This window comes from Paenibacillus tyrphae (assembly GCF_027925525.1).
Taxonomy (GTDB): Bacteria; Bacillota; Bacilli; order Paenibacillales; family NBRC-103111; genus Paenibacillus_G; species Paenibacillus_G tyrfis_B.
This window is the reverse complement of record NZ_BSDJ01000005.1, coordinates 152,206-176,098: the sequence shown is the minus strand read 5'-3', so window position 1 is coordinate 176,098 and position 23,893 is coordinate 152,206. Positions and strand designations below refer to the sequence as shown.

The 23,893-nt window shown below is 54.2% G+C and carries 17 protein-coding genes; 4 read left to right on the top strand and 13 right to left on the bottom strand.

The window, feature by feature from the left end; genetic code table 11:
- Positions 1-287: 287 nt before the first annotated feature.
- The 6 genes from pepV to QMG93_RS07985 form a co-directional block, all read right to left on the bottom strand.
- Positions 288-1,739, bottom strand: a complete 1,452-nt coding sequence (pepV, locus tag QMG93_RS08010) for a dipeptidase PepV (protein ID WP_281935210.1) — start codon at positions 1,737-1,739, stop codon at positions 288-290.
- A gap of 16 nt (positions 1,740-1,755) precedes the next feature.
- Positions 1,756-2,763: an ABC transporter ATP-binding protein gene (locus tag QMG93_RS08005; protein WP_281935208.1), complete on the bottom strand. Its 1,008-nt coding sequence runs from the start codon at positions 2,761-2,763 to the stop codon at positions 1,756-1,758.
- Positions 2,764-2,816: 53 nt separating this feature from the next.
- Positions 2,817-3,746, bottom strand: a complete 930-nt coding sequence (locus tag QMG93_RS08000; protein ID WP_281935460.1) for an ABC transporter permease — start codon at positions 3,744-3,746, stop codon at positions 2,817-2,819.
- A gap of 2 nt (positions 3,747-3,748) precedes the next feature.
- A complete protein-coding gene (locus tag QMG93_RS07995) occupies positions 3,749-4,684 on the bottom strand; it encodes an ABC transporter permease (protein WP_010494037.1) in 936 nt (311 codons plus the stop codon).
- 93 nt (positions 4,685-4,777) lie between these two features.
- Positions 4,778-6,430, bottom strand: a complete 1,653-nt coding sequence (locus tag QMG93_RS07990) for a peptide ABC transporter substrate-binding protein (protein ID WP_281935206.1) — start codon at positions 6,428-6,430, stop codon at positions 4,778-4,780.
- 438 nt (positions 6,431-6,868) lie between these two features.
- Entirely contained in the window at positions 6,869-8,128 is a 1,260-nt protein-coding gene (locus QMG93_RS07985) for a M24 family metallopeptidase (RefSeq protein ID WP_281935204.1), read from the bottom strand.
- 112 nt (positions 8,129-8,240) lie between these two features.
- On the opposite strand from QMG93_RS07985, the gene QMG93_RS07980 reads away from it, so the two are divergent.
- Positions 8,241-8,888, top strand: coding sequence for a TetR/AcrR family transcriptional regulator (locus QMG93_RS07980; protein WP_281935202.1), 648 nt, complete (start codon positions 8,241-8,243; stop codon positions 8,886-8,888).
- A 156-nt stretch (positions 8,889-9,044) separates the two neighbouring features.
- On the opposite strand, the gene QMG93_RS07975 is transcribed toward QMG93_RS07980, so the two are convergent.
- The gene (locus QMG93_RS07975; RefSeq protein ID WP_281935200.1) at positions 9,045-10,133 is read right to left on the bottom strand and encodes a DUF3900 domain-containing protein; all 1,089 of its coding nucleotides are present in this window, start codon (positions 10,131-10,133) and stop codon (positions 9,045-9,047) included.
- A gap of 225 nt (positions 10,134-10,358) precedes the next feature.
- Between QMG93_RS07975 and QMG93_RS07970 the strand changes: the two genes are divergently transcribed.
- Entirely contained in the window at positions 10,359-10,961 is a 603-nt protein-coding gene (locus QMG93_RS07970) for a DedA family protein (RefSeq protein WP_281935199.1), read from the top strand.
- Positions 10,962-11,020: 59 nt separating this feature from the next.
- On the opposite strand, the gene QMG93_RS07965 is transcribed toward QMG93_RS07970, so the two are convergent.
- A complete protein-coding gene (locus QMG93_RS07965; RefSeq protein WP_281935197.1) occupies positions 11,021-11,644 on the bottom strand; it encodes a superoxide dismutase family protein in 624 nt (207 codons plus the stop codon).
- Positions 11,645-11,781: 137 nt separating this feature from the next.
- Between QMG93_RS07965 and QMG93_RS07960 the strand changes: the two genes are divergently transcribed.
- Positions 11,782-12,378, top strand: coding sequence for a TetR/AcrR family transcriptional regulator (locus QMG93_RS07960; RefSeq protein ID WP_281935195.1), 597 nt, complete (start codon positions 11,782-11,784; stop codon positions 12,376-12,378).
- Positions 12,379-12,457: 79 nt separating this feature from the next.
- Positions 12,458-14,341 (top strand): alpha/beta fold hydrolase, encoded by a 1,884-nt coding sequence (locus tag QMG93_RS07955; protein ID WP_281935193.1) that lies wholly within the window; start codon positions 12,458-12,460, stop codon positions 14,339-14,341.
- A gap of 45 nt (positions 14,342-14,386) precedes the next feature.
- On the opposite strand, the gene QMG93_RS07950 is transcribed toward QMG93_RS07955, so the two are convergent.
- The 5 genes from QMG93_RS07950 to QMG93_RS07930 all read right to left on the bottom strand — a co-directional run bounded on the left by QMG93_RS07950 (position 14,387) and on the right by QMG93_RS07930 (position 23,871).
- A complete protein-coding gene (locus tag QMG93_RS07950; RefSeq protein WP_281935458.1) occupies positions 14,387-15,049 on the bottom strand; it encodes a GNAT family N-acetyltransferase in 663 nt (220 codons plus the stop codon).
- A 34-nt stretch (positions 15,050-15,083) separates the two neighbouring features.
- Positions 15,084-15,947 carry a carbon-nitrogen hydrolase family protein gene (locus tag QMG93_RS07945; RefSeq protein ID WP_281935191.1) on the bottom strand — a complete coding sequence of 288 codons (864 nt, stop codon included), beginning with the start codon at positions 15,945-15,947 and terminating at the stop codon, positions 15,084-15,086.
- Positions 15,948-15,954: 7 nt separating this feature from the next.
- On the bottom strand, positions 15,955-16,662 hold the full coding sequence (locus tag QMG93_RS07940) for a class I SAM-dependent methyltransferase (protein WP_281935189.1): 708 nt from the start codon (positions 16,660-16,662) through the stop codon (positions 15,955-15,957).
- Between the two features lie 157 nt (positions 16,663-16,819).
- On the bottom strand, positions 16,820-20,128 hold the full coding sequence (locus QMG93_RS07935; RefSeq protein ID WP_281935187.1) for a fibronectin type III domain-containing protein: 3,309 nt from the start codon (positions 20,126-20,128) through the stop codon (positions 16,820-16,822).
- Between the two features lie 44 nt (positions 20,129-20,172).
- Entirely contained in the window at positions 20,173-23,871 is a 3,699-nt protein-coding gene (locus QMG93_RS07930; RefSeq protein ID WP_281935185.1) for a fibronectin type III domain-containing protein, read from the bottom strand.
- Positions 23,872-23,893 lie beyond the last annotated feature (22 nt).

Here is a 23,893-nt window from a genome sequence, read left to right as displayed (position 1 = left end):
AGGCCCCCTGAAATTGTATACACGATGTATTGGCTCCGTTGCTTCATAAGGTTCACTGGAAATGAAAAAAAATATTTCGCGTTAAAAAGTTTATTATACCGCAATAGGCGGTATCGGATGTCGGTGGTTACGTTTGGAAAGGATGGGGTTGTCAGAAGGGCTTTTTCGTTTGAGTGGTTGAGAAGGTTCTTCCAAGAACGCACAATCGCCTGCAAATCCGCAACTTTAGGAGCTACGTACGGATCGCAGGCGAAGGGGTTCTGGTAATATTAGGTAAACCCACTAAATTAATAATCCAAATTGGCTAGCTCGAAAATCGCTCTGGCATAAATGGCGGTCGCTTTGAGCAGATCCTCGATCTCGATATATTCGTCCGTCTGATGGGCGACGTTTTCTTTTCCCGGAAACAACGCGCCGAACGCAACGCCGTTATCCAGGAAGCTGGCATACGTGCCTCCGCCCGTCGTCAGCAATTCGGGCTCCAGCAAAGTCTCTTCTTGGTAAATGGCCTGAAGCGCTGCGATCATCGGATGATCTTTTGCCACATGATGCGGCTTTTTCAGAATCGGCGGTTCCATGGCAAAACGGTACTTCCCGACCTTGTCGCGAATGGTCTCAGCGTGCCGCAGCTCATCCGCCACAAGCGGAAACCTTATGTTGAGGTAAGCAAACGAAGGTTCCGACGAAGCCGCATAGCGCATAATCCCCACATTCACCGTCAAAGGCCCCATAATCTCGTCTTCGCAATCGATCCCGATGCGCCGCCCCGCGGGATCGTCATAAAAATAGTCGTCCAGACAGGCGATAAAATGCTGCGCATCGGGCTGAAACTCGTAATCCCTTAGAAAATGAACGAGCTTGAGCCCGGCGTTTACGCCTAACTGCGGCTCCATGCCATGAGCTGCCTTCCCTTGCAAAGTCAAGACAAGCGTCCCATCTTGAACGGACGCCGTGCCTTTCAGGCGATTTCCACTGCAATAATCGCTAAATTGCCCGGCCAACGCCGCGAGGAGCGAAAGCTCTCCAGTCACCGCAGCTTCCGCCGATTCGGGAACCATATTCGCCGCACTCCCGGAATGAAAGGAAACTAATTCCACAATCCCTCGTCCCTTCCCCTCTTGTTGGCCGGCATCGCCGTTCTTCTGCAGGACGATTCTCGTATTGATTTGCCCCTTTTCCGCATGAATGATCGGAAAATCCGCATCCGGCGCAAACCCGGCCACCGGCATCTTCTCGACGCGGCGGTAATATTCCATGCAGCTCATCGTATGCTCCTCGTCCGTGCCGAAGATGATCCGTACCCGATGCTTCAGCGGAAGGCCCAGCTCCTTGACGATTTTCATCGCATAAAACGCCGCCATCGTCGGCCCTTTGTCGTCGATCGCTCCGCGCGCGTACAATCTTCCGTCGCGGACCTCCGGTTCAAAGGGCGGAGAAGTCCATCGTCCGGGCGCCGGGACCACATCCAAATGACACAGCACGCCGATATAATCGACGCTCTCGGCCGGTCCGTATTCCGCATAGCCTATATAGCCGTCCAAGCTGCACGTCCGCCACTGTTCCCGTTCGGCAAGCCCCAGCATCAACTCCAACGCCCGGGCGATCTCCCGCCCCATCGGCTTGCCTGCTTCGCTGGTGCTAACATCTTTGATGCTCGGGATTTTGAGCAGCTCTGCAAGGTCGCTCAGCAGCGCTTCTTTCCTTGCCCACACTTCCTCGGTCCAGTTGATGGATCTCATCTTACCTATTCCCCTTTCATAGTCTTGCGCCTTGCGGCGGCTGAATACGCGGGGCTCGCTCATCCAACAGCCAGCAAGCGGCCTGATGGGTCCCCGTGATGGCCGACGTTCTCGGCGGCAAAGCCCGGCACACTTCCATGACGTAAGGACATCTGGCGGCAAAAGCGCAGCCGGCCGGCATACGGATCAGATCGGGCGGCGTCCCGGGTATGCTCAGCAGCGCTTCGGTAGGCTCATGAATTTTCGGCATGGAGGAGAGCAGGCCCCAAGTATACGGATGCTTCGGTCCAACAAAGATTTCGTCCGCCGTTCCGGTCTCGACAATTTGTCCGGCATACATCACAGCCACCCGGTGAGCGATGTTGGCGACGACTCCCAAATCATGCGTAATGAGAATGATGGACGTCCCCTTTTCCCGCTGCAGCTCCTTCAATAAGTCCAGAATTTGCGCTTGAATCGTAACGTCCAGCGCTGTGGTAGGCTCATCCGCGATCAGCACCTTCGGGTTGCAGGCGAGCGCAATGGCAATCACCACACGCTGCCGCATGCCTCCGGAAAATTGATGCGGGTATTGCTTCATCCGCACTTGCGGGTTAGGGACGCCGACCTGCCTCAGCAGCTCCAGCGCGATCTCCGCCGCTTCCGATTTGCCGAGCTTCCGGTGCTGCATTAAGCCTTCCATGAGCTGGCTTCCTACTGTCATCGTCGGATTGAGAGATGTCATCGGGTCTTGGAAGATCATCGAAATTTCGGCTCCCCGAACGTCCCGCATTTGCCTATCCGTGCGCTGCATCAAGTCTTCGCCCACTAACAAAAGCTTCCCGTTCTTGATTCTCCCGATCGGATGCGGCAGCAAGCGCATGATGCCTTTGGACGTGACCGACTTCCCCGAGCCCGATTCTCCGACGATGGCCAGGGTCTCCCCTTTTGCCAGTTCGAAGCTGACCCCGCGGACGGCTTGAATTTCCCCCTTGTAGCTTTGGAACGAAATTTCCAGGTCCCTGACTTCCAAAATTTTCTCCATCCTCGTATCGCTCCTTGTTCTCTCGTTCACGGGTCCATGACATGATGCCCAGGCTATTTGCGCATTCGGGGGTCCAGCGCATCCCGCAATCCGTCGGCCAAAATATTGAAGCCTACCATAATCGCAATAATGATCAAAGTGGGAAACAACAGCAAATAGTAGTTCGTGTTCAGCGATTGATACCCCGTATTGATGAGCACGCCGAGCGAAGCCATAGGCTCCTGCAGCCCCAGACCGATAAAGCTGAGGAACGCCTCCGTAAAAATCGCTGAAGGAATCGTAAACATCGTATTGATGACAATGACTCCGACCGTGTTCGGAACGAGATGCGTCAAGATTAGACGCGAGTTGCTTGCCCCCAGCGTACGGGCAGCCAGCACGAATTCCTGCTCTTTCAGCTTCAAAATTTGCGCCCGCACCAATCGGGCCATGTTGACCCAGCCGGTAATGACCATCGCCACAATAATCGTGAAAATGCCCGGTTTCATCGCCATCATCAGCAGAATAACGACAATCAGGCTCGGCACGCTGACCAAAATCTCAATGATCCGCTGCATGATCGTATCCGTTCTGCCGCCAAGCAGCGCCGAGACGGCCCCGTACGCGACGCCGATGCACAGATCCAGCGCCGCCGCCAGCAGGGCGATCAGCAGCGAGATGCGCGTACCCTGCCAAATTCGGACCCACTGGTCGCGTCCGAATTTATCCGTGCCGAGCCAATGATCGGCATTCGGCCCCTGGTAAGCGGCGCTGTAGTTCGTATCGAAGTACGTATGATGGCTCATCCAAGGGCCAACCACGGCCATGAGACCGAGGAAAAGTAGAAGATACAGACTGACGAGCGCTCCGCGGTTTTGGCGCAGCCGACGCCAGCTTTCCTGAAATGCGTTCAAGGGAGGACCGGACACGCTCTCGCTTTCGTGAGGATCGACGGTGGTCGGAACGAACAAACGGTCCAGCTCCCGCGATTCGTAATTCAGCATAGTCACTTCTCCCCTCCCGCCAGACGGATTCTCGGGTCAATGACCCGGTACAGCAGATCGACGATCAGCACAATCAGCACAAAAAACGCGCTGTAAAAAATCGTTACGCCCATAATCGTGGTATAATCGTTCATTTTGATGGCATCGACAAACAAACTGCCGATCCCCGGCACGCTAAATATGCTTTCAATGACCAGCGAGCCGGTCAAAATGTTCACGGTGATGGGACCCAAAATCGTAATGACGGGAATCAGTGCATTGCGGATCGCATGCTTCCATACAATGGCAAACGGGCTGAGCCCTTTGGCTTTCGCCAGCACGATATAGTCCTGCTGCAATACTTCCAGCATTTCGTTGCGGACAAACCGGGCAATCAACGCGATAACGATCAACGATAGCGCGACGGAGGGCATGATGGAGCTGGAATAGCTTTTCCAAAAAGCGACCGGCAGCAGCCCCCATTTCATCCCGACATAATACTGCAGCAATGCGGCAAAGACGAAATTGGGAATCGATACGCCGATTACCGCAATGAACATCGCGACTGCATCCCACAATGTATTATGGCGGAGCGCTGCGACCACTCCAAGGATCAGACCGAGCACAACGCCGAGTACAATCGCCTGGATGCCGATAAGCGCGGATGGAACAAGGCGGTTCAACATAATGTCCAGCACAGGCCGGCCTTTATAGAAAAAGGAAGTGCCCAGGTCGGCTCGCGCCAAATTGCCCATATAATGCACATATTGCTTCCACACCGGCTGATCCAAGCTGTATTTGGCATAAATCTCCGCTTTCGCCGCAGCCGGCAGCAAAGCCAATTTTTCTTCGTCAAACGGCGATCCCGGCAGCTGCTTCATAAGAAAGAACGTCAGCGTCGCAATGATCCACAGCGTGATCAGGATGTAGACAGCCCGAATGGCGATATATTTTTTCATTTCAGCACCTCTTTGTACCGATCTTTACACCTTCGCGCCACGTCGATCTACAGGAAAGGAGAGAAAGAACCCGCTTCCTCTCCTGATTCATCGTTATTTTTTGGCCGCATATTTGAAATCCCACGACGCGCCATAGGGGTGATAAACAAGTCCCTCGATATTTTTTTTCTGGAGGAAGGCGTAGCCCTTATAAAATAACGGCGCAACGACGGCGTCCTCGCCAACTAATAGTTTCTCCGCCTGCAGCAGCATTTCCGCACGCTTTGTTTCGTCGGCTTCCTTCTTTGCTTCCGCAATCAGACGGTCGTACTGCGGATTGTTGTAGTTCCCGCGATAAGGCGTATGATTGATCCAGAGATCCAGATACGTCATGGCGTCGTCATAATCGGCTCCCCATGCGGTGACGGCCATCTGATAGCTGCTGTCGTCCATCAGCTTGTTGCGGGCCTTCTTCGGCATCGACTCGATCTCAATCTCCGCGCCGAGATTTTTCTTGAATTCGCTTTGCAGGAACGTGCCGACATCTTTATTCACCGTATCATCCAAAACCAGCAGCTTGATTTTCGGCGCGTGACCGAGCTCCTTTATCCCTTGAGCCCACAGCTCCTTGGCCTTGACGGCGTCCGGCGCAATTACCTTTCCCTGCATGTCGCGAAACGACTTGCCGCCCGCTCCGTTCATAAGATCGGGGATCAATCCTACGGCTCCCTTCGATCCGTTATTCAAAAGCTGCTCCAGAACCTTGCTGTCATAGGCCAATTGAAGCGCTTTCCGAATGTTTGGGTTGGATACGTCGCCGGCTTTCAAGTTGAATTGCAGGTAGGTCGTCGCAAATTCGATGTCGGAACCGAATTCGGGACTTGTTTTGTTAGCGCTCACATCGGCGGACGACAAATTCACCCGATCCAGTTCCCCGACCTTATACAAGTTCAAAGCGGTGTTCATTTCTTTCACCACTTTAATATTGACTTTATCCAGCTTCACGTAGCCATTGTCCCAGTAGTTCGGGTTTTTCTCCAATACCGCGCCACTGGCCGGATCGAATTGGGTGAGCACGAAAGGCCCGTTATACAGCATATTTTCCGCTTTCAATGCAAAGTCTTTTCCTTTTTCCTTCACGAACTTTTCGTTCAACGGGTAATACGGAATAAAGGAAACCAGGCGGAGGAAAAAAGGCGTCGGATTTTTCAGCTTGACTGCGAGCGTCTTGTCATCCTTCACCACAATGCCAGAAACATCGGCCGCTTTGCCTTCGGCGTACTCCGCCCCGCCTTCAATATAATCCGTTAAAATAAAGGCGTACCCGCTAAGCGACGTTTCCGGCTTCATCGAGCCGAGCCATGCAAATTTGAAATCCGCCGCCGTCACCGGGCTGCCGTTGCTCCATTTCACGCCATCGCGCAGCGTAAAGGTGTACGTTAATCCGTCTTTGGAAATATCGACTCCTTTGGCCATCGCCGGCTGCGGCACGTTTTTGGGGTCCAGACGGTACAGCCCTTCGTTGACGTTATTCAGGATGGCGAAGGCAACATTGTCGGATGCGGAAAACTGGTTCAAATCCGTAATCTCCGTTTCCACGGATAAGGTGATTGCTTTTCCCCCGGACGACTGCTCCCCATCCTTCGAGGTGGCTTGGCCGCTTGACGATTCCGCCCCTTGGGGAGCTTCGCCGGTAAAATTGCAGCCGGACAAAATTAAGCTGAACATTAACAATAAGCTAATGAAAAAAAATGCCGATTTTTTCATGCAAAACGCCTCCGGTTTGATCATTTGAACATTTTTCCTGATTGCACTTTCAATCTTATGTTGGCATTTGCCCACTCCTTTCTCTTTATTTTCTCCACTGTCGTTAATAAAAGAGAGAAATAAAGCCTTTTTTCATCAAGTAAACGATATTAAACATTAGGTAAGCGATTACAATTGGTTGTTTTATTACCACGCTGTTAATATCGAAGATATTACCATTGATTTAGGTTTGAAGTCAATTGTTTTTCTGTTGTTTTTTGGAATATGTGCGGTGGGAGGAAACATTTGTTTCGGACCATGTCGGCATGAGGGGAAACGGAATTGGGGGGTCTGTAAACAGGATGTACGAAACCAGTGCGGAACAGCTCCGTTTGAAGAAGAAGTCGGTGCCGCGACGCGCGCCGGGATTGCGCGCGTCGGCATATGAAACGGCGGTTCTCACCAAAGCTTTCTTCTGGCGGGGGTCAGCGAGCGGGCGCCCGTTTCGGTGATCAGGATCTGGTCCTCAATGACTCCGCATCCGAACCCGTGAATGACAATCATCGGCTCCAGAGCGAAGACATGTCCCGGCTGCAGGACAGTTTCGCTTTTCCAATGCAAATCGGGAAGCTCGGCAATATTCGTGCCGATGCCGTGACCGAAGCCGGTCGGCCAATAGTGCTCTCCGTAACCGTACTCTTCTGCAATGCTTTGGGCAATATGCTGCAGCTCGGTCACGCGCACGCCGGGCTTCGCGGCCTCCAGAGCGGCTTCAAACATATCCAAACCGCATTGCAGAACCTCGCGCTGTCTCTTGCCGATCGTGCCGGCGCAAAACGTGCGGGCGGTATCGGTATTATATCCTTGGTAGTGAGCGCCCAAGTCCAGGAAGACCATGTCTCCGTCTTCAAGCTTCCTCGGGGAGGGATAGAGATGCTTGAGCCCGGAACGCGGCCCGCTTGCGATCATGCAGTGCACGACCCAGTCGGCCATTCCTGCTACCGCCTGATGCGCGGCAGCCGATAGTTCAAGCTCGCTTACCCCTGGCTTGGCCAACTCCATCACCGCTTCGAGTCCGGCTGCCGTAGCCGTGCCCACTTGCTCCATGACCGCGATTTCACGGTGGCTCTTGATCTGTTTAGCGGCCATATAAGCGCGAGTGCCGGATACAATCTCCGCCTTCGGAAGCTTGGCGCGAAGTTCATCAAGGATCGGCGCCGCGAAGAACATCTCACCCACCAAGCCGATGCGCCCGTCTTCCAGCTTGCGCTCCTGGAGGAAACGGCACACATGCTTGCCGATACCTTCAGGGTTTTTGACCGTTCCCGGCAGGTGAGCTGGCCGGACATCCTCGATCCAAGTCTGATGGACGAAGGAGTGCATCGGGGCCGAATGCAGAATCGAATTGGTCGTCAGCATCGGAGCGCCTTCCCGGGGCAGCACAACGACCGTGTTGCCGATAGCGGTGAGAAAATTCGAAATCCAACGCACATCGCCATTGAGCAGCCCCGGCGCCCCATAGATAAGCAGCGCGTCAAGTCCTTCCCTGCTCATCTCCTGCCTGACCTTCGCCATGCGCATGTGATATTCTTCGAGCGGGAACGGCATCTGCAGCCATTCCTTCCGGCTTTCCCAATCGTAAGGAATGCGTTCGAAGGTCATGTCGAGCTCGGTGAACGGTTTCGTCCGGGTTTTGCTATCGATAGGAACATGCTTCATAAAATGAGGCCTCCCGCGGATTAAAATAACCGACTGACTATCACTCAATTTATGTTCTTCGTTTGACTGCTTTTCTAGCAAATGTTTAAATATTACGTGAGGTGATCTCCCCATGCCGAGAATAGCCAAAGACCCTCAGGAACGCCGGAAAGAAATTCTGGATGCCGCAGAGGAGTTATTCCGTCAAAAAGGCTACGAGCATACATCGACCATTGACATCGTGAAAAAAATGAAAGTAGCGCAAGGCACGCTCTATTATTATTTCGAATCCAAAGAAGCTCTTGCCGATGCCTTGGTGGACAGGCAGCTCCGCTACATTTACGGAATGTTTTCCCGGGTTGCATACGCCCCCGGCCTGTCCGCTTACCATAAAATCGCTTGGGTCATGGTGTTCGAACTGGACGATCCGTACGGCCATAACGAGATGTTCAGCTATCTGCATCACGCGAATAACGCCGTACTCCGCCGAAAAGCGGACATTCAAATGATTTGCAGATTCACGTCGCTCATTGCGGACATCATTACGCAGGGAAATGAAGAGCAGCTATTTTCCGTCTCAAATCCTGCGCTGATCGCGGAATTTTTCCTCACCTCTTTTCATCAATGGATCAATCCTTCCCTGTTCGATTGGACGAAAGAGGAAAGAATTGTACGAATTACGGCAATCCAACCGGTTTTGGAAGGGCTATTCGGCGTAGCGCCAGGCACCTTCGAGCTCGCATTGCTCAGAGAAAAAGCCGCAGCCGTTCGTCTGAGCTAACAATTTTAGGCGAGCCTTTAACCGGATGTTGCATTCATTATATTTTTTTGACTGACTATCTGTCAATTTATCCTTAGGCTGCGAAAAATAAAGCGGCCGCAGCTTGCGCCAAATGAGACGCACGCTGCGGCAGAACTTAGTGGCGCTATCGGCCATTTACGCATAAATCCCTTCGCGCTCTTCCTCCGCCGCTTTCCGCTTGAGCCGTTCCATCAGCGATTCCAGCGGCTCCGGAGCCAGCAGCTCCACCGGCGAAATTCCGCGGTCGAACTGCAAATCACCTTCCAACACGACGACGTACCGGTCGCCAAGCTTGGCGATATGCAGCCGGTCGCCGAAATCGGCCAGCAAGGCGCGGACGGACATGTGGCCTAGCTTGAGCTTCATTTCGAGGTCGGGCTTTTGCTCGACCATGACAGACGTCGCTTCCATGACCTGCACCTGATCCCATTTCTCCTGCAGCTCGCGTTGTTCGCTACACGCCCACAGCTCCATCGCCTCAAGTTCCCGCTCCTTGGCCTCCGGCTGGTCTTCGAATACCTCCTCGACATACTGCTGCACGAAGCCGAACACCTGCTCGTTCATCAGCTCGGGTACGGATTTTTCATATTCGACGTATTTCAAAAAATCCTCGAAGTACCGTGCATGCGACGACTGGTGAATTTTCAGCTCCCACAGCTCCGTCATTCCCGGCTCCGGCATATAAGGGTACATGATCGACTTCATATTTTTGGCGTTGATCGCCATCTCGACTTTATTAAGCAGGCTCCGCTCGTCCGTAATGCGCGCGATCTTTTGCTCGAAGTCGCATTTGAACACGAACAAGAACGGCTCGTCGGAATATTGGCTGAGCCTTGCGCGCACGATAAACATGGCCCCGCCGCGAATCGCGCTCGCATCCATGTAAGTTGTGACAAGCTCGTCCGCATGGCCTTTGAAATGCTCTAGCGTCTCGGCGGCACGCAATCTGGCGAACAAGTTGTAATTCGGGTTGCTGTCCAGGTCGTATCCGGGCTCGACCGCGAAACGGCCGATTTTGGTCGGCACCTGATCGGCCTTGGCATGATGCTCGGCCTTGCGCTTCGCCGTCTTGGCGAACTCGCCGTCCAGAAATCCGCTGAGCTCGCACGACGCGTAATCGTCGCCGTCCATGGTGACGTAGTGCTTGCTGCGCTTGCCTGGCGTTCCGTCCTCCCCGTCCACTTGAATGACAAAAAACGAAATATAGTCCACGTCAAATCTCATCTTGAGCGTCCCTTCTGTCGTATCTGAATCAAGCCGTAAAAAGGCCGAATTTTAGTATACTACAAGGCCGCCCCCCGTCATAGAGGCAAAAAGTTCGAATCCGCTCGCCCTAAGCTTAAGATAACCTTCAGATTTATTTAGGACTTCGTTCAGAAATCCTTCGGGTTTTATTTACTCGCAAGATCTACTATGATAAAAGGAATGGAGTGATGAGGAGAGGTAGAGATGAACCTGTTGCAAGTCGTCCAGCAGTTGTTTGAGCAGTACGGATATTTCGTATTATTGATCGGTCTGCCTTTGGATTTTATTGCGCTGCCGATTCCTCCGGGAAACAGCACCTTGGCCTATACCGGTTATTTGTCGTTTAAAGGCGTGCTCTCGTGGCTACCTGCCTTTGCTGCGGCGCTAACAGGGGCGTTCATCGGTGTGACAGTGACTTATTGGATAGGGCACAAGGTGGGCATGCCGCTGATCGAGCGGTATGGCAAATGGCTGTCCTTAAAGCCGTCCCATGTGGAGAAAACGCGCCGGTATTACGACAAGTACGGAGATAGGCTGCTGCTTATCGCCTTTTTCGTTCCCGGCGTCCGGCAGTTCATCGGGTATTTTATAGGGATTATTCGCGTCCCTTATCGCAAGGTTGTCATCTATGCATATGCCGGCACTACGCTGTGGGTCGCTTCGTTTTTTGCGGTAGGGTATGTCTTCGGAGAGCAGTGGGAGCAAATGTTTATGCTGATCGAACGAAATTTGAAGGTGTTCTTTATCGGCTTGGGCTGCATCGCGGTAGGCTTTCTCCTGTTTCGGTGGTTTAAGCGCGCCCGATAAACCAGGAATGAAAAAAACGAATCGACGGTACGATTTATAACCGCCGATTCGCCGCTTAGTTACCAGATCGCGCCGCAGGCGATGCGTCCGCCCGCATTGCCGGCGGGGTCCGTTCTAAAATCGTCCGCCTTCTCGTGAATGACGAACGCCGTGCCGCCGGACTTGCGCAGCGAGTTCGGCTTCCCTGCCTCCAGCGTCAGCTGCTTGGCCACAAAGTCCGCCTTAACCTTGCCTTGCTGATCCGCTTCGAGATTCGGAAGGTCGCCGGTATGAGGCCCTTCCGGATTGTTCAAGCCGTGCTTCCGGGCCTCGGGATTGAAGTGCGCCCCAGCCGAAGTAAATTCCGGCGCCTCGCATTTGCCGGTCTCATGCACGTGAAAGCCGTGTGGCCCCGGCGGCAACGAAGCCGCTTCCAGTTCGATCCGCACGCCGCCTCCAGGGCCGGCCGGTGTCAGCTTGGCCTTTCCAATCGCCGTTCCCTGCTTGCCCAGAATGTCCACATGAACGGCTTCCTTCGCTTCATTCGCCATCACGGCAGCGCTGTCTTCCGTCTGCTTAGGCTCATGCCGGTGCTGCGGTGGCTTCTCTGTTTGTCCGAACCAAGCCCGCAGGTCTTGCTGACAGCCGCTCAGCACAAGCAGCGATACAGCGGAAATTGCCGCAGTTTTCCATCGCGTTCCCAAAGATTGCTCCCTCCTTAACGTTCCGCAAGCTACATTAGACCATTGTTTACCAAAATCGGAGACCATAAACGTCCGGAACAAGGGCAGCTTTAGGAAGCGACTTGACTCCAAATCAATAGTACTGTATAGTTCTAATTATGAATAAGAACAAAACCACTTCCCCGCCGTTCAACCGCCAGCATGTGATTGAAACGGCCGCCGGTCTGTTTCTTATGCGCGGCTACTCGTATACGAGCATGGACGACGTTATGCGGGAGAGCCAAGTATCCAAGTCGAATATTTACTACCATTTTAAAAGCAAGGAGGAATTGCTTCTCGCCGTCGTCAATTATTGGGCCGAGTCCTACGAGCGTTCTTTATTCGCCCTGCTAAGCCGGAGCGAGCTGTCCGTGGAAGAACGGATCATGACGTTCTTGGACGGTTTAACCGAAGGAATTGCCCGGCGGAACGGTCATGGCGGCTGTCCGTTCGTGACGCTCTATCTGCAATGTCCGGAAAACGCGGTGCCGGTGAGAGAGCGGATCGCGCTGTTTTTTACCGAGCTGCGGCCCATGCTCGTCAAGCTGTTCCGTCAAGGCGCCGCCAAAGGGGAATTTCGTCAGCAGCTCGATCCCGAGCAGGCCGCCCTGCTGTTTATCGCTTGTTTGGAAGGCGCACTCGTACTGTCCGAGACGACAAAAGATTTGTCTGTCATGGAAACGACGGTACGCAGCTTTTGCCAAATGCTTCACTAGCCCGCTAGCGGAAGCATCTTTTTTTAACTTCAATTAGAACTAATCAGTACTAGTCATATGATCATAAGGAGGAGCAGCAATGTCGGAATTATTGATTACGGGCAGCACCGGATTTATTGGGAAACAAGTGTTGAAGCAGTTGGCTCAGGGTGAGGAGCGGCTGCTGCTATTGGTCCGTTCTCCGGAAAAAGCGGCGGCCGCTTTGAGCAAGCAAGGATTCGGCGGCGGCGATGCCGCGGAGCGGATTCAGTTCTTGAAAGGCGATTTATCCGAGCCGAACCTCGGGTTGAATCCCGCCGACTACAATCGGGCGATGCAAGCCGATGTCATCATTCATGCGGGAGGCCCGATGAGCATTACACTAGATAACGCCAAGGCACAGCGGACGTTTCTCGAAGGCTCACGGCATCTTGCGGAGCTGGCGGAGCGGGTTCATAAAGCGCGCGGGCTTCGCCATTTCATCCATGTCGTCGGCTACATGAGCCCGATTCACGACGGGAACGTCGACCCGGATGCAGACGTATTCCGCATGGATGATTTTATGAAAGGCGAAGGCCCTTACGAACGGATGAAGTTTTTGGCCGATTTGCTCATTCGACAGCAGGCGCTGCGGCACGGTTATCCGCTGTCGGTCGTCAATCCGAGCACCGTCGTCGGGGCGAGCCCTACAGGCGCAACGGAGCAAACCGGCGGACTCGGCATCCTCGTTCATGCGGTTAGAAAAGGGCTGATGCCGGTCGTACCGGGCGGCGCTTCCCATTGGGTCCCGCTCGTGGCCAACGACGCTCTGGCCGGCGTAATCGTCCACCTGGCCCGCGAAGCCAAGCCTGAGGGCGGCACCTACAACATGCTGGGGCGCAAGGAAGCCGGCCCGAATATGAAGGAGTTGCTCGATCTCATCGCCCGGGAGCTTGCCGTCCCCGCTCCCCGGGGAGCGCTGCCGGTTTCCCTGCTCCGCGGTGTCATGAAGACCGGACTCGGCCGTCTGACCGGCATTCCCGCCGAATCGCTTGCATTTATCACGGAGCGGTCGTTCGATACGAAAACGACGGAGAAGCTTATCGGACGGATGGGAGCGAAACCGCTGGAGGTTATGGAGCTGCTGCCGATGGTCGTGGCCGATCTGGATTACCGGCTTACACATCCAGGCGCGTCGGAGCCTGCGCATTGGTCCCGCGAACGCAAAGGAGACCTTGCCGCGCTTGTGCGGGAAGGTCTCGGTGAGCCTTGGGTTATCGTGCACGGGCTGCTGAGCGGCGCCGACGACTTCGTACCGCTCGCCGAGCATCTTCATGCCAGTACTGGAAACCCGGTGTGGCTGCTCGACTTGCCGGGCTTCGGCCGTTCGCCCTTGCTGCGGGAGGGCCGCCACAGTCTGGAAAGCTACGCGAAAGCGGTAAGCGAAGCGATTGCGGACTCTCCCGTTCCGGTCCGCTTGGTCGGGCACTCCTTCGGCGCGCGAATCGCCCTCGAAACGGCCAACGGGCCCGCGGGAGGGAAGCTCAGCACGCTAGCGCTGCTTCAGCCCGTTCTGCACCGCCCCGATGTTGGAGCATTGCGCCGCGCGCTCAGCGGCACCCGCCGCACGGCTTCCGCCGCCCTTCGCCTCATGTCGGTCCGGGCGATGCGAAACACGATGCTGCGGGAAGGCGTTTTTGCGGCGGAGGAGGAAATCCCGGACGGTTACGTCGAGACCGTCGTCCGCTGCTTGACTTCCCCGCGTATCGCCGCGGCGAACGCGGATATGCTGCATTCGCTTTACCGGAAGCTGCCTGCAAAGCCGACGATGCCTGTTCTTCCGACCTCGCTCCATACGACGGTCATCTGGGGCACGAAGGATCGCACCTATGCTTTACCCGAAGCGTACCCCAATCAAGCGGGGACTCGGTTCGTTTCGTACGGCCACCAGTTCCCGGTTTCGCATCCGGCCGTTACCGCGAAAATACTGGCAGAGCAGGTCTAAACGGAACAGACGGGCGTTTGCGAAGCACGTACCCCGTCCGTACGCCTATCCCCGCTTCGCGCTGAGAAACGGATTGCGCCATTCCATCAGCATCGCGTAATTCAAGGATTCTTCATCTTCCAAATAATTGGAAACCAATTTCACCGGCGTTCGGCCGCACCGCAGCAGAAACGTCATCACCGGATCTTTCCGTTCCCCTTCCAAAACGCTGCGCACGTAGTCTTCGGCAGTCATCTCGTCGGCTACCCGGTGATACCCGGGCAGCCGGCCGCCGCCGAGCAGCCGCTCCAGCTTCAGCTCGACGACCACCTCGTACATGGACAGCATCAGCCATTTGCCAAGGCCGAGCTTCCGGTAAGCCGGACGCGCGCATATGTCCACGATATACAGCGTGCTGCCGGACGGGTTATGGTTTCGGATATACCCTCCGTCGGTAATCTCCTCCCATGTGTGATCGGCATGCGCGGGATCGAAATCGACCCGCAGGCCTGTCACCGATGCGGCCAGTTCGCCGCCGATCTCCACACAGAGCGCGCCTTCGGGAAACCGTTCGACGTGATTCCTGAGCTGCTCCTCATTCCACCACAGCTCCGAAGGAAACGGCGGCGGAAAGCTTTCCTGCTGAATCCGAATCAAGCCGGCGAAGTCCCGTTCGGTGTAAGAGCGGATCGTCGCCTTAACGGGACGGTCTCCGTCGAATACGTACATATCTTTCCGGTACGAGCCCACAGCCGTTCCTCCCTTACTTCCAATCCGGATACAGATCGGTACGCCGGTCTCTCCAGGTCGTAACGGAGCCCTTTTCCCGCACCTCGTACAGCAGCGCAAGATCCAAATCCCCGGTAATGATCATATCGTCGTTGATCTCCCCAGCCGTCATCAAGCCGCCTGGCGGGAAAGGCACATCGTTCGGCGTAATGATCGCAGCCTGCCCGAAATTGCCCCGCATAAAATCGACCGTCGGCAGCGACCCGACCGTACCAGTCGCCACGACATAAATTTGGTTCTCGATCGTCCGGGCATGGCACGTATAGCGTACCCGGTGGAAGGCGTGCCGGTCATCCGTGCACGACGGGCAGAAAATAACGTCCGCCCCGCGCGCCCGGGCCATCCGGACGATCTCCGGAAACTCCATATCATAGCAAACGAGGATCGCGATCCGTCCTTTATCCGTATCGAACACCTGCAGCGAATCACCCGCCGCCATGTTCCATCCTTTGACTTCCCACGGGGTAATGTGCAGCTTGCGCTGTTCAGCGACCCGGCCGTCCGGATAGAACAAAAACGCCGTATTGTACAACTGGCCGTTTTCTTCAATAATATGCGTTCCTCCGATCAGGTGCATGCCCGTTTCGCGGGCCAGGCCCTGGAACAGCTCCTTGTACTGCCGCGTATATTGCGGCAGCTCCCCGATCTTGAGCGCTTCGCCGCTCCCGTCCCCCCGGCCTATGGACATGAGCTGGGTCGTGAACAGCTCCGGGAACAGCACGAAGTCCGATTCGAACTCCTTCGCCGTCCTGACGTAACTCGTCACCTGCGCAGCAAATTGTTCAAAGCTGCCAATCGTATGCAAATGGTATTGTACCGCCGAAACTCTCAGCTTCATCTAAATGTCATCCTCCCGTTTCTGTTTCGTCCGTTTCGCCGATCCCCTCCGGCAATCGTTCTTCCGACCGTTCTTCGATCGGATCGAAAAATAAAATATGCGGCTTTTTCAAGCACCAGGTCGTCATGCACCGCAGGTTCTCCACGTTCACCGTCTTCAGCGGCTCCACCTGCAAAGCATGATGCTTTTCCGCCGTTCGCTCCAGCAGCCCGGAGTCGGCCAGAAACCGCTCGCTGCCGTCCGGCAGCACATACCGGCCGCCGCCAAGCGGACGGATGCGGTTCTCCAGGCCTTCGCCCGAAGCGAGACGCGCGAACAACAGGCCCCCCGGCTTCAGCACCCGCCAAAGCTCCGATACCATCTGCTGAAAATGAGTTTCGCTTTCGGCAAAATGCAGCACCGCACAAGAAATGACGACGTCAAACGTATCGTTGGCGAAGCTCATTTTCTCCACCGGCTCCATACGGAAACGTTCCTCAGGAGGGATGCGCTCTCCGTGCGGCGCAAGCTCGTGAGCCAAAGCACGGACCGCTTCCACCGCTTCGGCCGACCGGTCCACGGCCCACAGGTCATAGCCTTCGCGCAGAAAATGGACCAGATTTCGCCCATTCCCGCAGCCTGCGTCGAGCAACCGCATCCCGGGAGCGATCCTCCCTTTCAGCAGTTGGTCAAACAAATAAATATCGATATTTCCGAACTGCTCCCGCACATTCATGCTTTGCGCTTCACTCACTTCCAAATGGTGGCGTTTGTCCGATCATTATATCACAATCTCACACCGGACGGCATCCGGTCATGAGTGCTGATGAATCTGTTGTGTTGTAGTCCGGTAAAAAAAGAAACCGGAACGTTACCGTTCCGGCGCAGGCGCGTTATAACCTCTCACTGCGGTGCTTCCCTCCGTGCCGAATTCCGGGTGCAGCGAAGCTTGCAGCAGCTTGAATTTGGTAGGATCGTATTGCATCTTTGCCAGAAAAGCGCACACGTCCGCCGCCCGATCCGTACGCACTTCCAAGTCCAGTGCCGGGCAGGGCCTGCAAGCGGACAGCCTCCGTCGTTCCTTGAGCCGCTTCCGTCTTCACCGTTGTCGCCGGATTATTTTGGCTGACGTTGCCTGCCGCGTCCACAGCTTCGACGGTAAACGTATATGTCGTGTCCGGCTGCAATCCCGCAACGTCATAGGAATAGACGCTGCCGTAAACCGAGCCTGCGACGCTGCCGTCTCGGTAAATCCGGTACCCGGTCGCCCCTTGTGGCGACGTCCAGTTCAAAGTCAGCGACGACGACGTCACGTTCGACGCGCTTAGCGTGCTGCCCTCGGGCCATACCGGCCCGCTCGGCGCAGGAGCTACGATAAAGCTAGTGATCGACTCCGCACTATTGTCCACTTTGTCATCAGCAACAATTCGCAATGTATGCCTACCGTTGCTTAACCCATGGACCGTTGCCGTCATGGTGCGGGTCTCCTCATTGTAGATTCTATCAAGCGGAGGAAACTTCCCGTCAACAATCACCGTGATTCTTGCCAGCCCTATCCCGCTGTCGGTAATGACGGCCGATATCACGGGATCAGGTGTATGCACCACCGCCTGATCGACTGGCCGGACATTGCTAATGATAGGAGGCTCCTGGTCGCCATTGCCCTTCGTCACTGTTAATTCGGGACCGCCACTCGTCCATGACCCAAGGTCTATAGACGCTTCCACTTTGAAGGTGTAGGTCGTACCGGGAATCAGATCCTTAACCTCTTTCTTTGTCTGGTTACTAAACATGGAACCAATCGATCTGCCGTTTTGATATAACTGGTATTGCTTTACATTTTTCGCCGGCGTCCAAGATAAGATAACACTGTCTTTTCCCCATTCCTGTGCTTCCACTCGGCTGTCTGGCGGCCAAAGCTCTATTGGAATTTCCGTCCGAACGTTTTTTTTCAGAATCTTCTGGCTAATTCGCCCCGCTCCATCCAAAGCTTCCACGGACAACGTATACCACGTTTGCGGCTGCAGTCCCGTTACGGTATAGGAATAAACTTCACCGTAAACCGATCCTACGACGCTTCCGTCTTGGTAAATCCGATATCCTGTCGCCCCTTGTGCGGGCGGCCAGCTCAAGGTCAGCGCCGAAGATGTCACCTTCGGCGCGCTCAGCGTGCTGCCCTCGGGCCATACCGGCCCGTCTGGCGTAAGGACTACGGTGAAGCTCGTGATCGACTCTGCTTTATTTCCCAAGAGGTCCTGGGCCATAATACGTAGCGTATGCCTGCCGCTGCTCAACCCAAAGACCAGTGTCGACACGGTCCCCGTCTCCGTATTCTGTTTTATATTTAAGAGTTGTTCCTCATCAAGAAACACCGCCGTTCCTGACCGTACTCCCACCCCTCTGTCGGTCACAATAGCAGAGATCACCGGATTAGCAGTATATATCACCGCGTTGTCGGCTGGCTGCACACCGCTGATGTTAGGCGGTTCTTGGTCGCCAATGTCCTTCGTTATGGTTAATTGGGGACCGCTGGTCGTCCATTTTCCGATTTCGTTGCCCGCTTCCACTTTAAAAGTATAGGTCGTACCGGGAGTAAGTTTACCGACATAACACGTATAGCGGTCGCCTAGTTCCGTGCCAAGCAAGTTACCGTCTTTGTATACCCGGTATTCCTTTGCATTTTCCGCTGGTGTCCAAGTTAGATAAACGCTATCTTCTCCCCAATCCTTCGCTTCCAATCGGCTGCCCGCCGGCCAAGCCGCAGCCGGAAATGTATTGTCGCTAAAAGTTGCTGTCAAAGCAGTCTCGCTCACATTACCGGAGCGGCTTACCGCAAATACCTTGTATTCATATTTCTGACCGAGGGATAGCATTGTATCGGTGAAACTCTCGGGATAATTGTAAATGGAATTGTTCGTCCTCACAGGGGTCAGCAATTCTCCATTTCGATACAGTAAATAATATTGGCCGGCCCGAGGCCATTTTAAAGTAATTTTCCTACTTATTCCCTCCCCTTCAAACTTCAGCTCGCTATTCGCAGGCCACACAGGAACATCTACCGGAGCCTCGAAGGGAACCGCCGCCAAAGGAACATAATTCACCCGGACATTGCTGCCCAGTTTAAGCTTCGAAGCGACCTCCTGCTCGTCGGTCGTTCCCCAATAATTGTTTTGAAGCGGTATCGCGTCCGAGCCGTGATAGGTGTTAATTTCGCCGTTCCACACGTTACGCGCAATAGTGCTTTCCGTCACGGGAATCGGTCCGTCAAAGCCGACGGCATTATCGGATAGTTCTCCGCGCTTGAAACGGACCGTATTTTCTAGACCTCCCGTCGTACTGAGCAAACCGATTTGATTGCCGCTGACTTTGGTATCATAAAGATAAATAGAAATCCTTCCGAACATGCCGTTGTAAACGCGGTCGACATAAGCGCCGTACGTACTCCCTGTAATCGTAGAATTGTATATGGCTCCTGCGCCTTTAAGTCCATACGACCGGTTTCCCTCGAGGCGGCTTTTGACGACTAAATTATCCATTTCCTTCCGCACCTCGGAGTCCCCGAGGTCCGTCACCCCTTCTCCGTTGTTGCGGATGAGGCTGTCATGGACAAATACCCGGCTGCCTCGAATCGCCGTCCCGTTATTTTCAAATACCGAAGAAGCTATGTTAAAGACCTTGATATCTCCGTTGAGTGCAGTCTGATTGTTCGCAAACCTGACATGATCGATAATTGCCGGGTTTCGGTTAACGTTAGGGTAGTCTCCGGCGTCAATACCCGAAGTGGCGCCGGTAATTTCGACATGCTTGATTCGGACGGTATTCGTATCGATATATTGAAAGTTCAGTCCTTTCCAGCTTGGAACGGACTGAGGGATTTCCGGGCCGAATAAGACCGGTTCACTTTGCGTACCGTTCACGAGCAAATTGCCACCTACCCGGAGTCCCGTTTCGTTACGGAACTTGACGACAACGCCCGGCTCGATCGATAATGTAGCTATTTCATAGATAAAAACAGTTGTCGTCACGATATAGGGGCTGCCGGCTTTAGTCCATACCGTATCTTGGCTGATATCGCCCGTTATTTGCGTGCCGGTTCCGGATGTAGCTTGAGGCGGCTGAAGTTCTTCTGCCAATCCGGGGGAAGTCCAAGCAATAAGTGCGAGAAGTAACAAGAACAACGCGCTGATCGATTGCTTTTTCACGAAGGTCCTCCTCTTGGTATTGGATTTTCCGCCTGAACCAAATTTCATCCCGCCACTTTGTCCGCAACATATTGCACATCTGTGCTGTCAATGACTCCGTCGTTGTTCAGATCGTACAAGCTGTCATATCCCGGCTGACCTACACGCGCTCCGCTGCGCTGAGAGATGAGTATAAGATCGCTCAGTCCGATTCGGCCGTCCTGATCGAAATCCGCCGATCCGGCGTTAACGGTCAAGGTAACGGGCCCGGGCAGCGTCCGAGTCGCCCCTTGGCTGCTTGCAAGCTGCGAGTCCGGTTGCAGTGTGAACTTACCGCTGCCCTGCTGGAGCACGGTGAACCGTAAGGCCGCCAGACCTACGTCTCCGCTCCGTCCAGGCGTTTGTCCAAGCAAAGAACCGCTCACGTGTACCCGGTCCGGCGCAGGCGCGTTATAACCTCTCACTGCAGTGGTTCCCTCTGTGCCGAATTCCGGGTGCAGCGAAGCCTGCAGCAGCTTGAATTTGGCAGGATCGTATTGCATCTTTGCTAAAAAAGCGTACACTTCCGCCGCCCGATCCGCACGCACTTGCAATTCCAGTGCGGAGCCGACGTTCAAAAAGCCGGGCCGGGCCTGCAAGCGGACAGCCTCCGTCGTTCCTTGCGCCGCTTCCATCTTCACCGTTGTCGCCGGATTATTTTGGCTGACGTTGCCTGCCGCATCCACGGCTTCGACGGAAAATGAATACGTCGTGTCCGGCTGCAATCCCGCAACGTCATAGGAATAGACACTGCCATAAACCGAGCCTGCGACGCTGCCGTCCCGGTAAATGCGATACCCCGTCACCCCTTGCGCCAGCGTCCAATTCAAGGTCAGCGAAGACGACGTCACGTTCGACGCGGTTAACGTGCTGCCCTCAGGCCACACCGGCCCGGTCGGCGCAGGAGCTACGACGAAGCTTGTGATCGATTTCGCCGTATTGTTCACTTCGTCCCATGAAACAATTTCCAATGTATGCCTGCCGATGCTTAACCCGCGGGCGGATGCCGTCATGGTACGAGTCTCGGTATTATAGCTTGTGTATGGCAACGATTGCCCGTCAATAGTAACTCTGGTTGCGTACAGCCCTACCCCGCTGTCGGTAATGACGGCCGTTATCACGGGATCAGGAGTATACACTACCGCTTGATCGGCTGGGCGGACATCGCTAATGACAGGAGGCTCCAAGTCGCCGTCGCCCTTCCTCATTGATAATTCGGGACCGCCGCTGGTCCATGTCCCAATGTCTATAGCCGCTTCCACTTTGAAGGTGTAGGCCGTGCCGGGAACAAGACCGTTAACCTCTTTCTTTGTCTGGTGACTAAACAAGGTGTCAATCGATCTTCCGTTTTGATACAACTGATAATATTTTACATTTTTCGCTGGCGTCCAAGATAAGATAACACTGTCTTTTCCCCATTCCTGCGCTTCCAATCGGCTGTCTGGCGGCCAAAGCTCTATTGGAATTTCCGTCCAAACGGTTTCCGTCAGAGTTTTCTGGCTAATTCGCCCCGCTCCATCGAAAGCTTCGACGGTGAACGTATACCGCGTTTGCGGCTGCAGTCCCGTCACAGTATAGGAATAAACTTCACCGTAAACCGAGCCTACGACGCTTCCGTCTTGGTAAATCCGATATCCTGTCGCTCCTTGTGCGGGCGGCCAGTTCAAGGTCAGCGCCGAAGATGTCACCTTCGACGCGCTCAGCGTGCTGCCCTCGGGCCATACCGGTCCGCCTGGCGTAAAGGCTACAGTGAAACTTGTGATCGACTCCGCTTTATTTCCCACCAGATCATCTGCTCTAATCCGCAATGTATGCTTGCCGATGCTCAACCCAGAAGTGTGTACCTTCACAGTCCCCTTCTCCACATCTTCTTTTATGCCATCGAGGCGTTTCTCATCAAGATACACCGCGATTCCTGACTGTGCTCCTACCCCTCTGTCGGACACAACAGCCGATATCACCGGATTAGGAGTATATACCACCGCATTGTCGGCTGGCTGCACACCGCTAATGTCAGGCGGTTCTTGGTCGCCATTATTCTTCGTTATGGTTAATTGGGGACCGCTGGTCGTCCATTTGCCGTTTTCATTTCCTGCTTCCACTTTAAAAGTATAGGTCGTACCTGGAGTAAGTTGATCAACAAAATACGTATTGCGGTTACCCAACTGCGTACCAAGCAAGTTGCCGTCCTGGTACACCCGATATTCCTTTGCATTTTCCGCTGGTGTCCAAGTTAGAGAAACACTATCTTTTTTCCACTCCTTCGCTTCCAATCGGCTGCCTGCTGGCCAAGCCGCAGGTGGAAATGTATTGTCACCATAAGTTGCTTTCAAAGCATTCGTACTCACGATACCGGAGCGGCTTACCGCGAATACCTCGTATTCATATGTCTGGCCGGGAGACAGCATCGTATCGGTAAAGGTCTCGGTGTAATCGTCCGTCAGCACAGGCGTTAGCAATTCTCCGTTTCGATACAGCAGGTAATAGAGTCCGGCCCGAGGCCAACTTAAAGTAATTTTGCCGACAGTCCCCTTCCCTTCAAGCTTCAGTTCGCTATTCGCAGGCCACACAGGAGCATCCGCCGGAGCCTCGAAGGGCGCCGTTGCCAAAGGAACATAATTCACCTGTATATCGCTGCCCAGTTTAAGCTTCGAAGCGACCTCCTGCTCGTCGGTCGTTCCCCAATAATTGTTTTGAAGCGGTACAGCGTCCGAACCGTTATAGGTGTTAATTACGCCGTTCCATTCGTTGCGAAGTATATTGCTTTCCGTCACATGAATCGGTCCGTCAAAGCCGACGGCGTTGTCGGATAGTTCTCCGCGCTTGAAACGGACCGTATTTTCCGGATCTCCCGTTGTACTGAGCAGACCGATTTGATTGCCACTGACCTTGGTATCATATAGATATATAGAAATCGTTCCGAACATGCCGTTGAAAACGCGGTCGACATAAGCGCCGTACGCATTCCCTGTAATAATGGAATCGTATATGGCGCCCGAGCCCTTGAGTCCATACGAACGGTTTCCTTCGATGCGGCTTTTGACGACGAAATTATCCTTATCCTTTCGTTCCTCGGAGTCCCCGAGGTCTGTCACCCCTTCTCCGTTGTTTCGGATGATGCTGTCATAGACAAATACCCGGCTGCCTCGAATCGCCGTCCCGTTATTTTCAAATACCGAAGAAGCTATGTTGAAGATCTTGATGTCTCCGTAGAGTGCAGTCTGGTTGTTTGCGAACTTGACATGATCGATAATCGCAGGATTCTTGTTCACGATTGGGTAGGTTCCGGCATCAATAGCCGAGGTGGCGCCGGTAAATTCGGCATGCTTGATTCGGACGGTATTCGTATCGATATATTCCAGATCCAGTCCTTTCCAGCTTGGAACGGACTGCGGGGCTTCCGGGCCGAATAAGACCGGTTCACTTTGCGTACCGTTCACGAGCAAGTTTCCACCCACCCGGAGTCCCGTTTCATTACGGAAGTTGACGACAACGCCCGGCTCGATGGATAGTGTAACGTTTTCGTATATTCGAACAGTTGTTGTCACGATGTAGGGGCTGCCGGCTTTAGTCCATACCGTATCTTGCGCAATATCGCCCGATATTTCCGTGCCGCTTCCGGATGAAGCTTGGGGAGGCTGAAGTTCTTCTGCCGATCCGGGGGAAGTCCAAGCAATAAGTGCGAGAAGTAACAAGAACAACGCGCTGATCGATTGCTTTTTCATGTAGATCCTCCTCTTGGTATTG

Bases quoted from the DNA above. Each gene is read 5' to 3' on its own strand.
- pepV (WP_281935210.1), bottom strand. From the start codon at position 1,739: ATGAGATCCATCAACTGGACCGAGGAAGTGTGGGCAAGGAAAGAAGCG.
- QMG93_RS08005 (WP_281935208.1), bottom strand. From the start codon at position 2,763: ATGGAGAAAATTTTGGAAGTCAGGGACCTGGAAATTTCGTTCCAAAGC.
- QMG93_RS08000 (WP_281935460.1), bottom strand. From the start codon at position 3,746: ATGCTGAATTACGAATCGCGGGAGCTGGACCGTTTGTTCGTTCCGACC.
- QMG93_RS07995 (WP_010494037.1), bottom strand. From the start codon at position 4,684: ATGAAAAAATATATCGCCATTCGGGCTGTCTACATCCTGATCACGCTG.
- QMG93_RS07990 (WP_281935206.1), bottom strand. From the start codon at position 6,430: ATGAAAAAATCGGCATTTTTTTTCATTAGCTTATTGTTAATGTTCAGC.
- QMG93_RS07985 (WP_281935204.1), bottom strand. From the start codon at position 8,128: ATGAAGCATGTTCCTATCGATAGCAAAACCCGGACGAAACCGTTCACC.
- QMG93_RS07980 (WP_281935202.1), top strand. From the start codon at position 8,241: ATGCCGAGAATAGCCAAAGACCCTCAGGAACGCCGGAAAGAAATTCTG.
- QMG93_RS07975 (WP_281935200.1), bottom strand. From the start codon at position 10,133: ATGAGATTTGACGTGGACTATATTTCGTTTTTTGTCATTCAAGTGGAC.
- QMG93_RS07970 (WP_281935199.1), top strand. From the start codon at position 10,359: ATGAACCTGTTGCAAGTCGTCCAGCAGTTGTTTGAGCAGTACGGATAT.
- QMG93_RS07960 (WP_281935195.1), top strand. From the start codon at position 11,782: ATGAATAAGAACAAAACCACTTCCCCGCCGTTCAACCGCCAGCATGTG.
- QMG93_RS07955 (WP_281935193.1), top strand. From the start codon at position 12,458: ATGTCGGAATTATTGATTACGGGCAGCACCGGATTTATTGGGAAACAA.
- QMG93_RS07950 (WP_281935458.1), bottom strand. From the start codon at position 15,049: ATGTACGTATTCGACGGAGACCGTCCCGTTAAGGCGACGATCCGCTCT.
- QMG93_RS07945 (WP_281935191.1), bottom strand. From the start codon at position 15,947: ATGAAGCTGAGAGTTTCGGCGGTACAATACCATTTGCATACGATTGGC.
- QMG93_RS07940 (WP_281935189.1), bottom strand. From the start codon at position 16,662: ATGAATGTGCGGGAGCAGTTCGGAAATATCGATATTTATTTGTTTGAC.
- QMG93_RS07930 (WP_281935185.1), bottom strand. From the start codon at position 23,871: ATGAAAAAGCAATCGATCAGCGCGTTGTTCTTGTTACTTCTCGCACTT.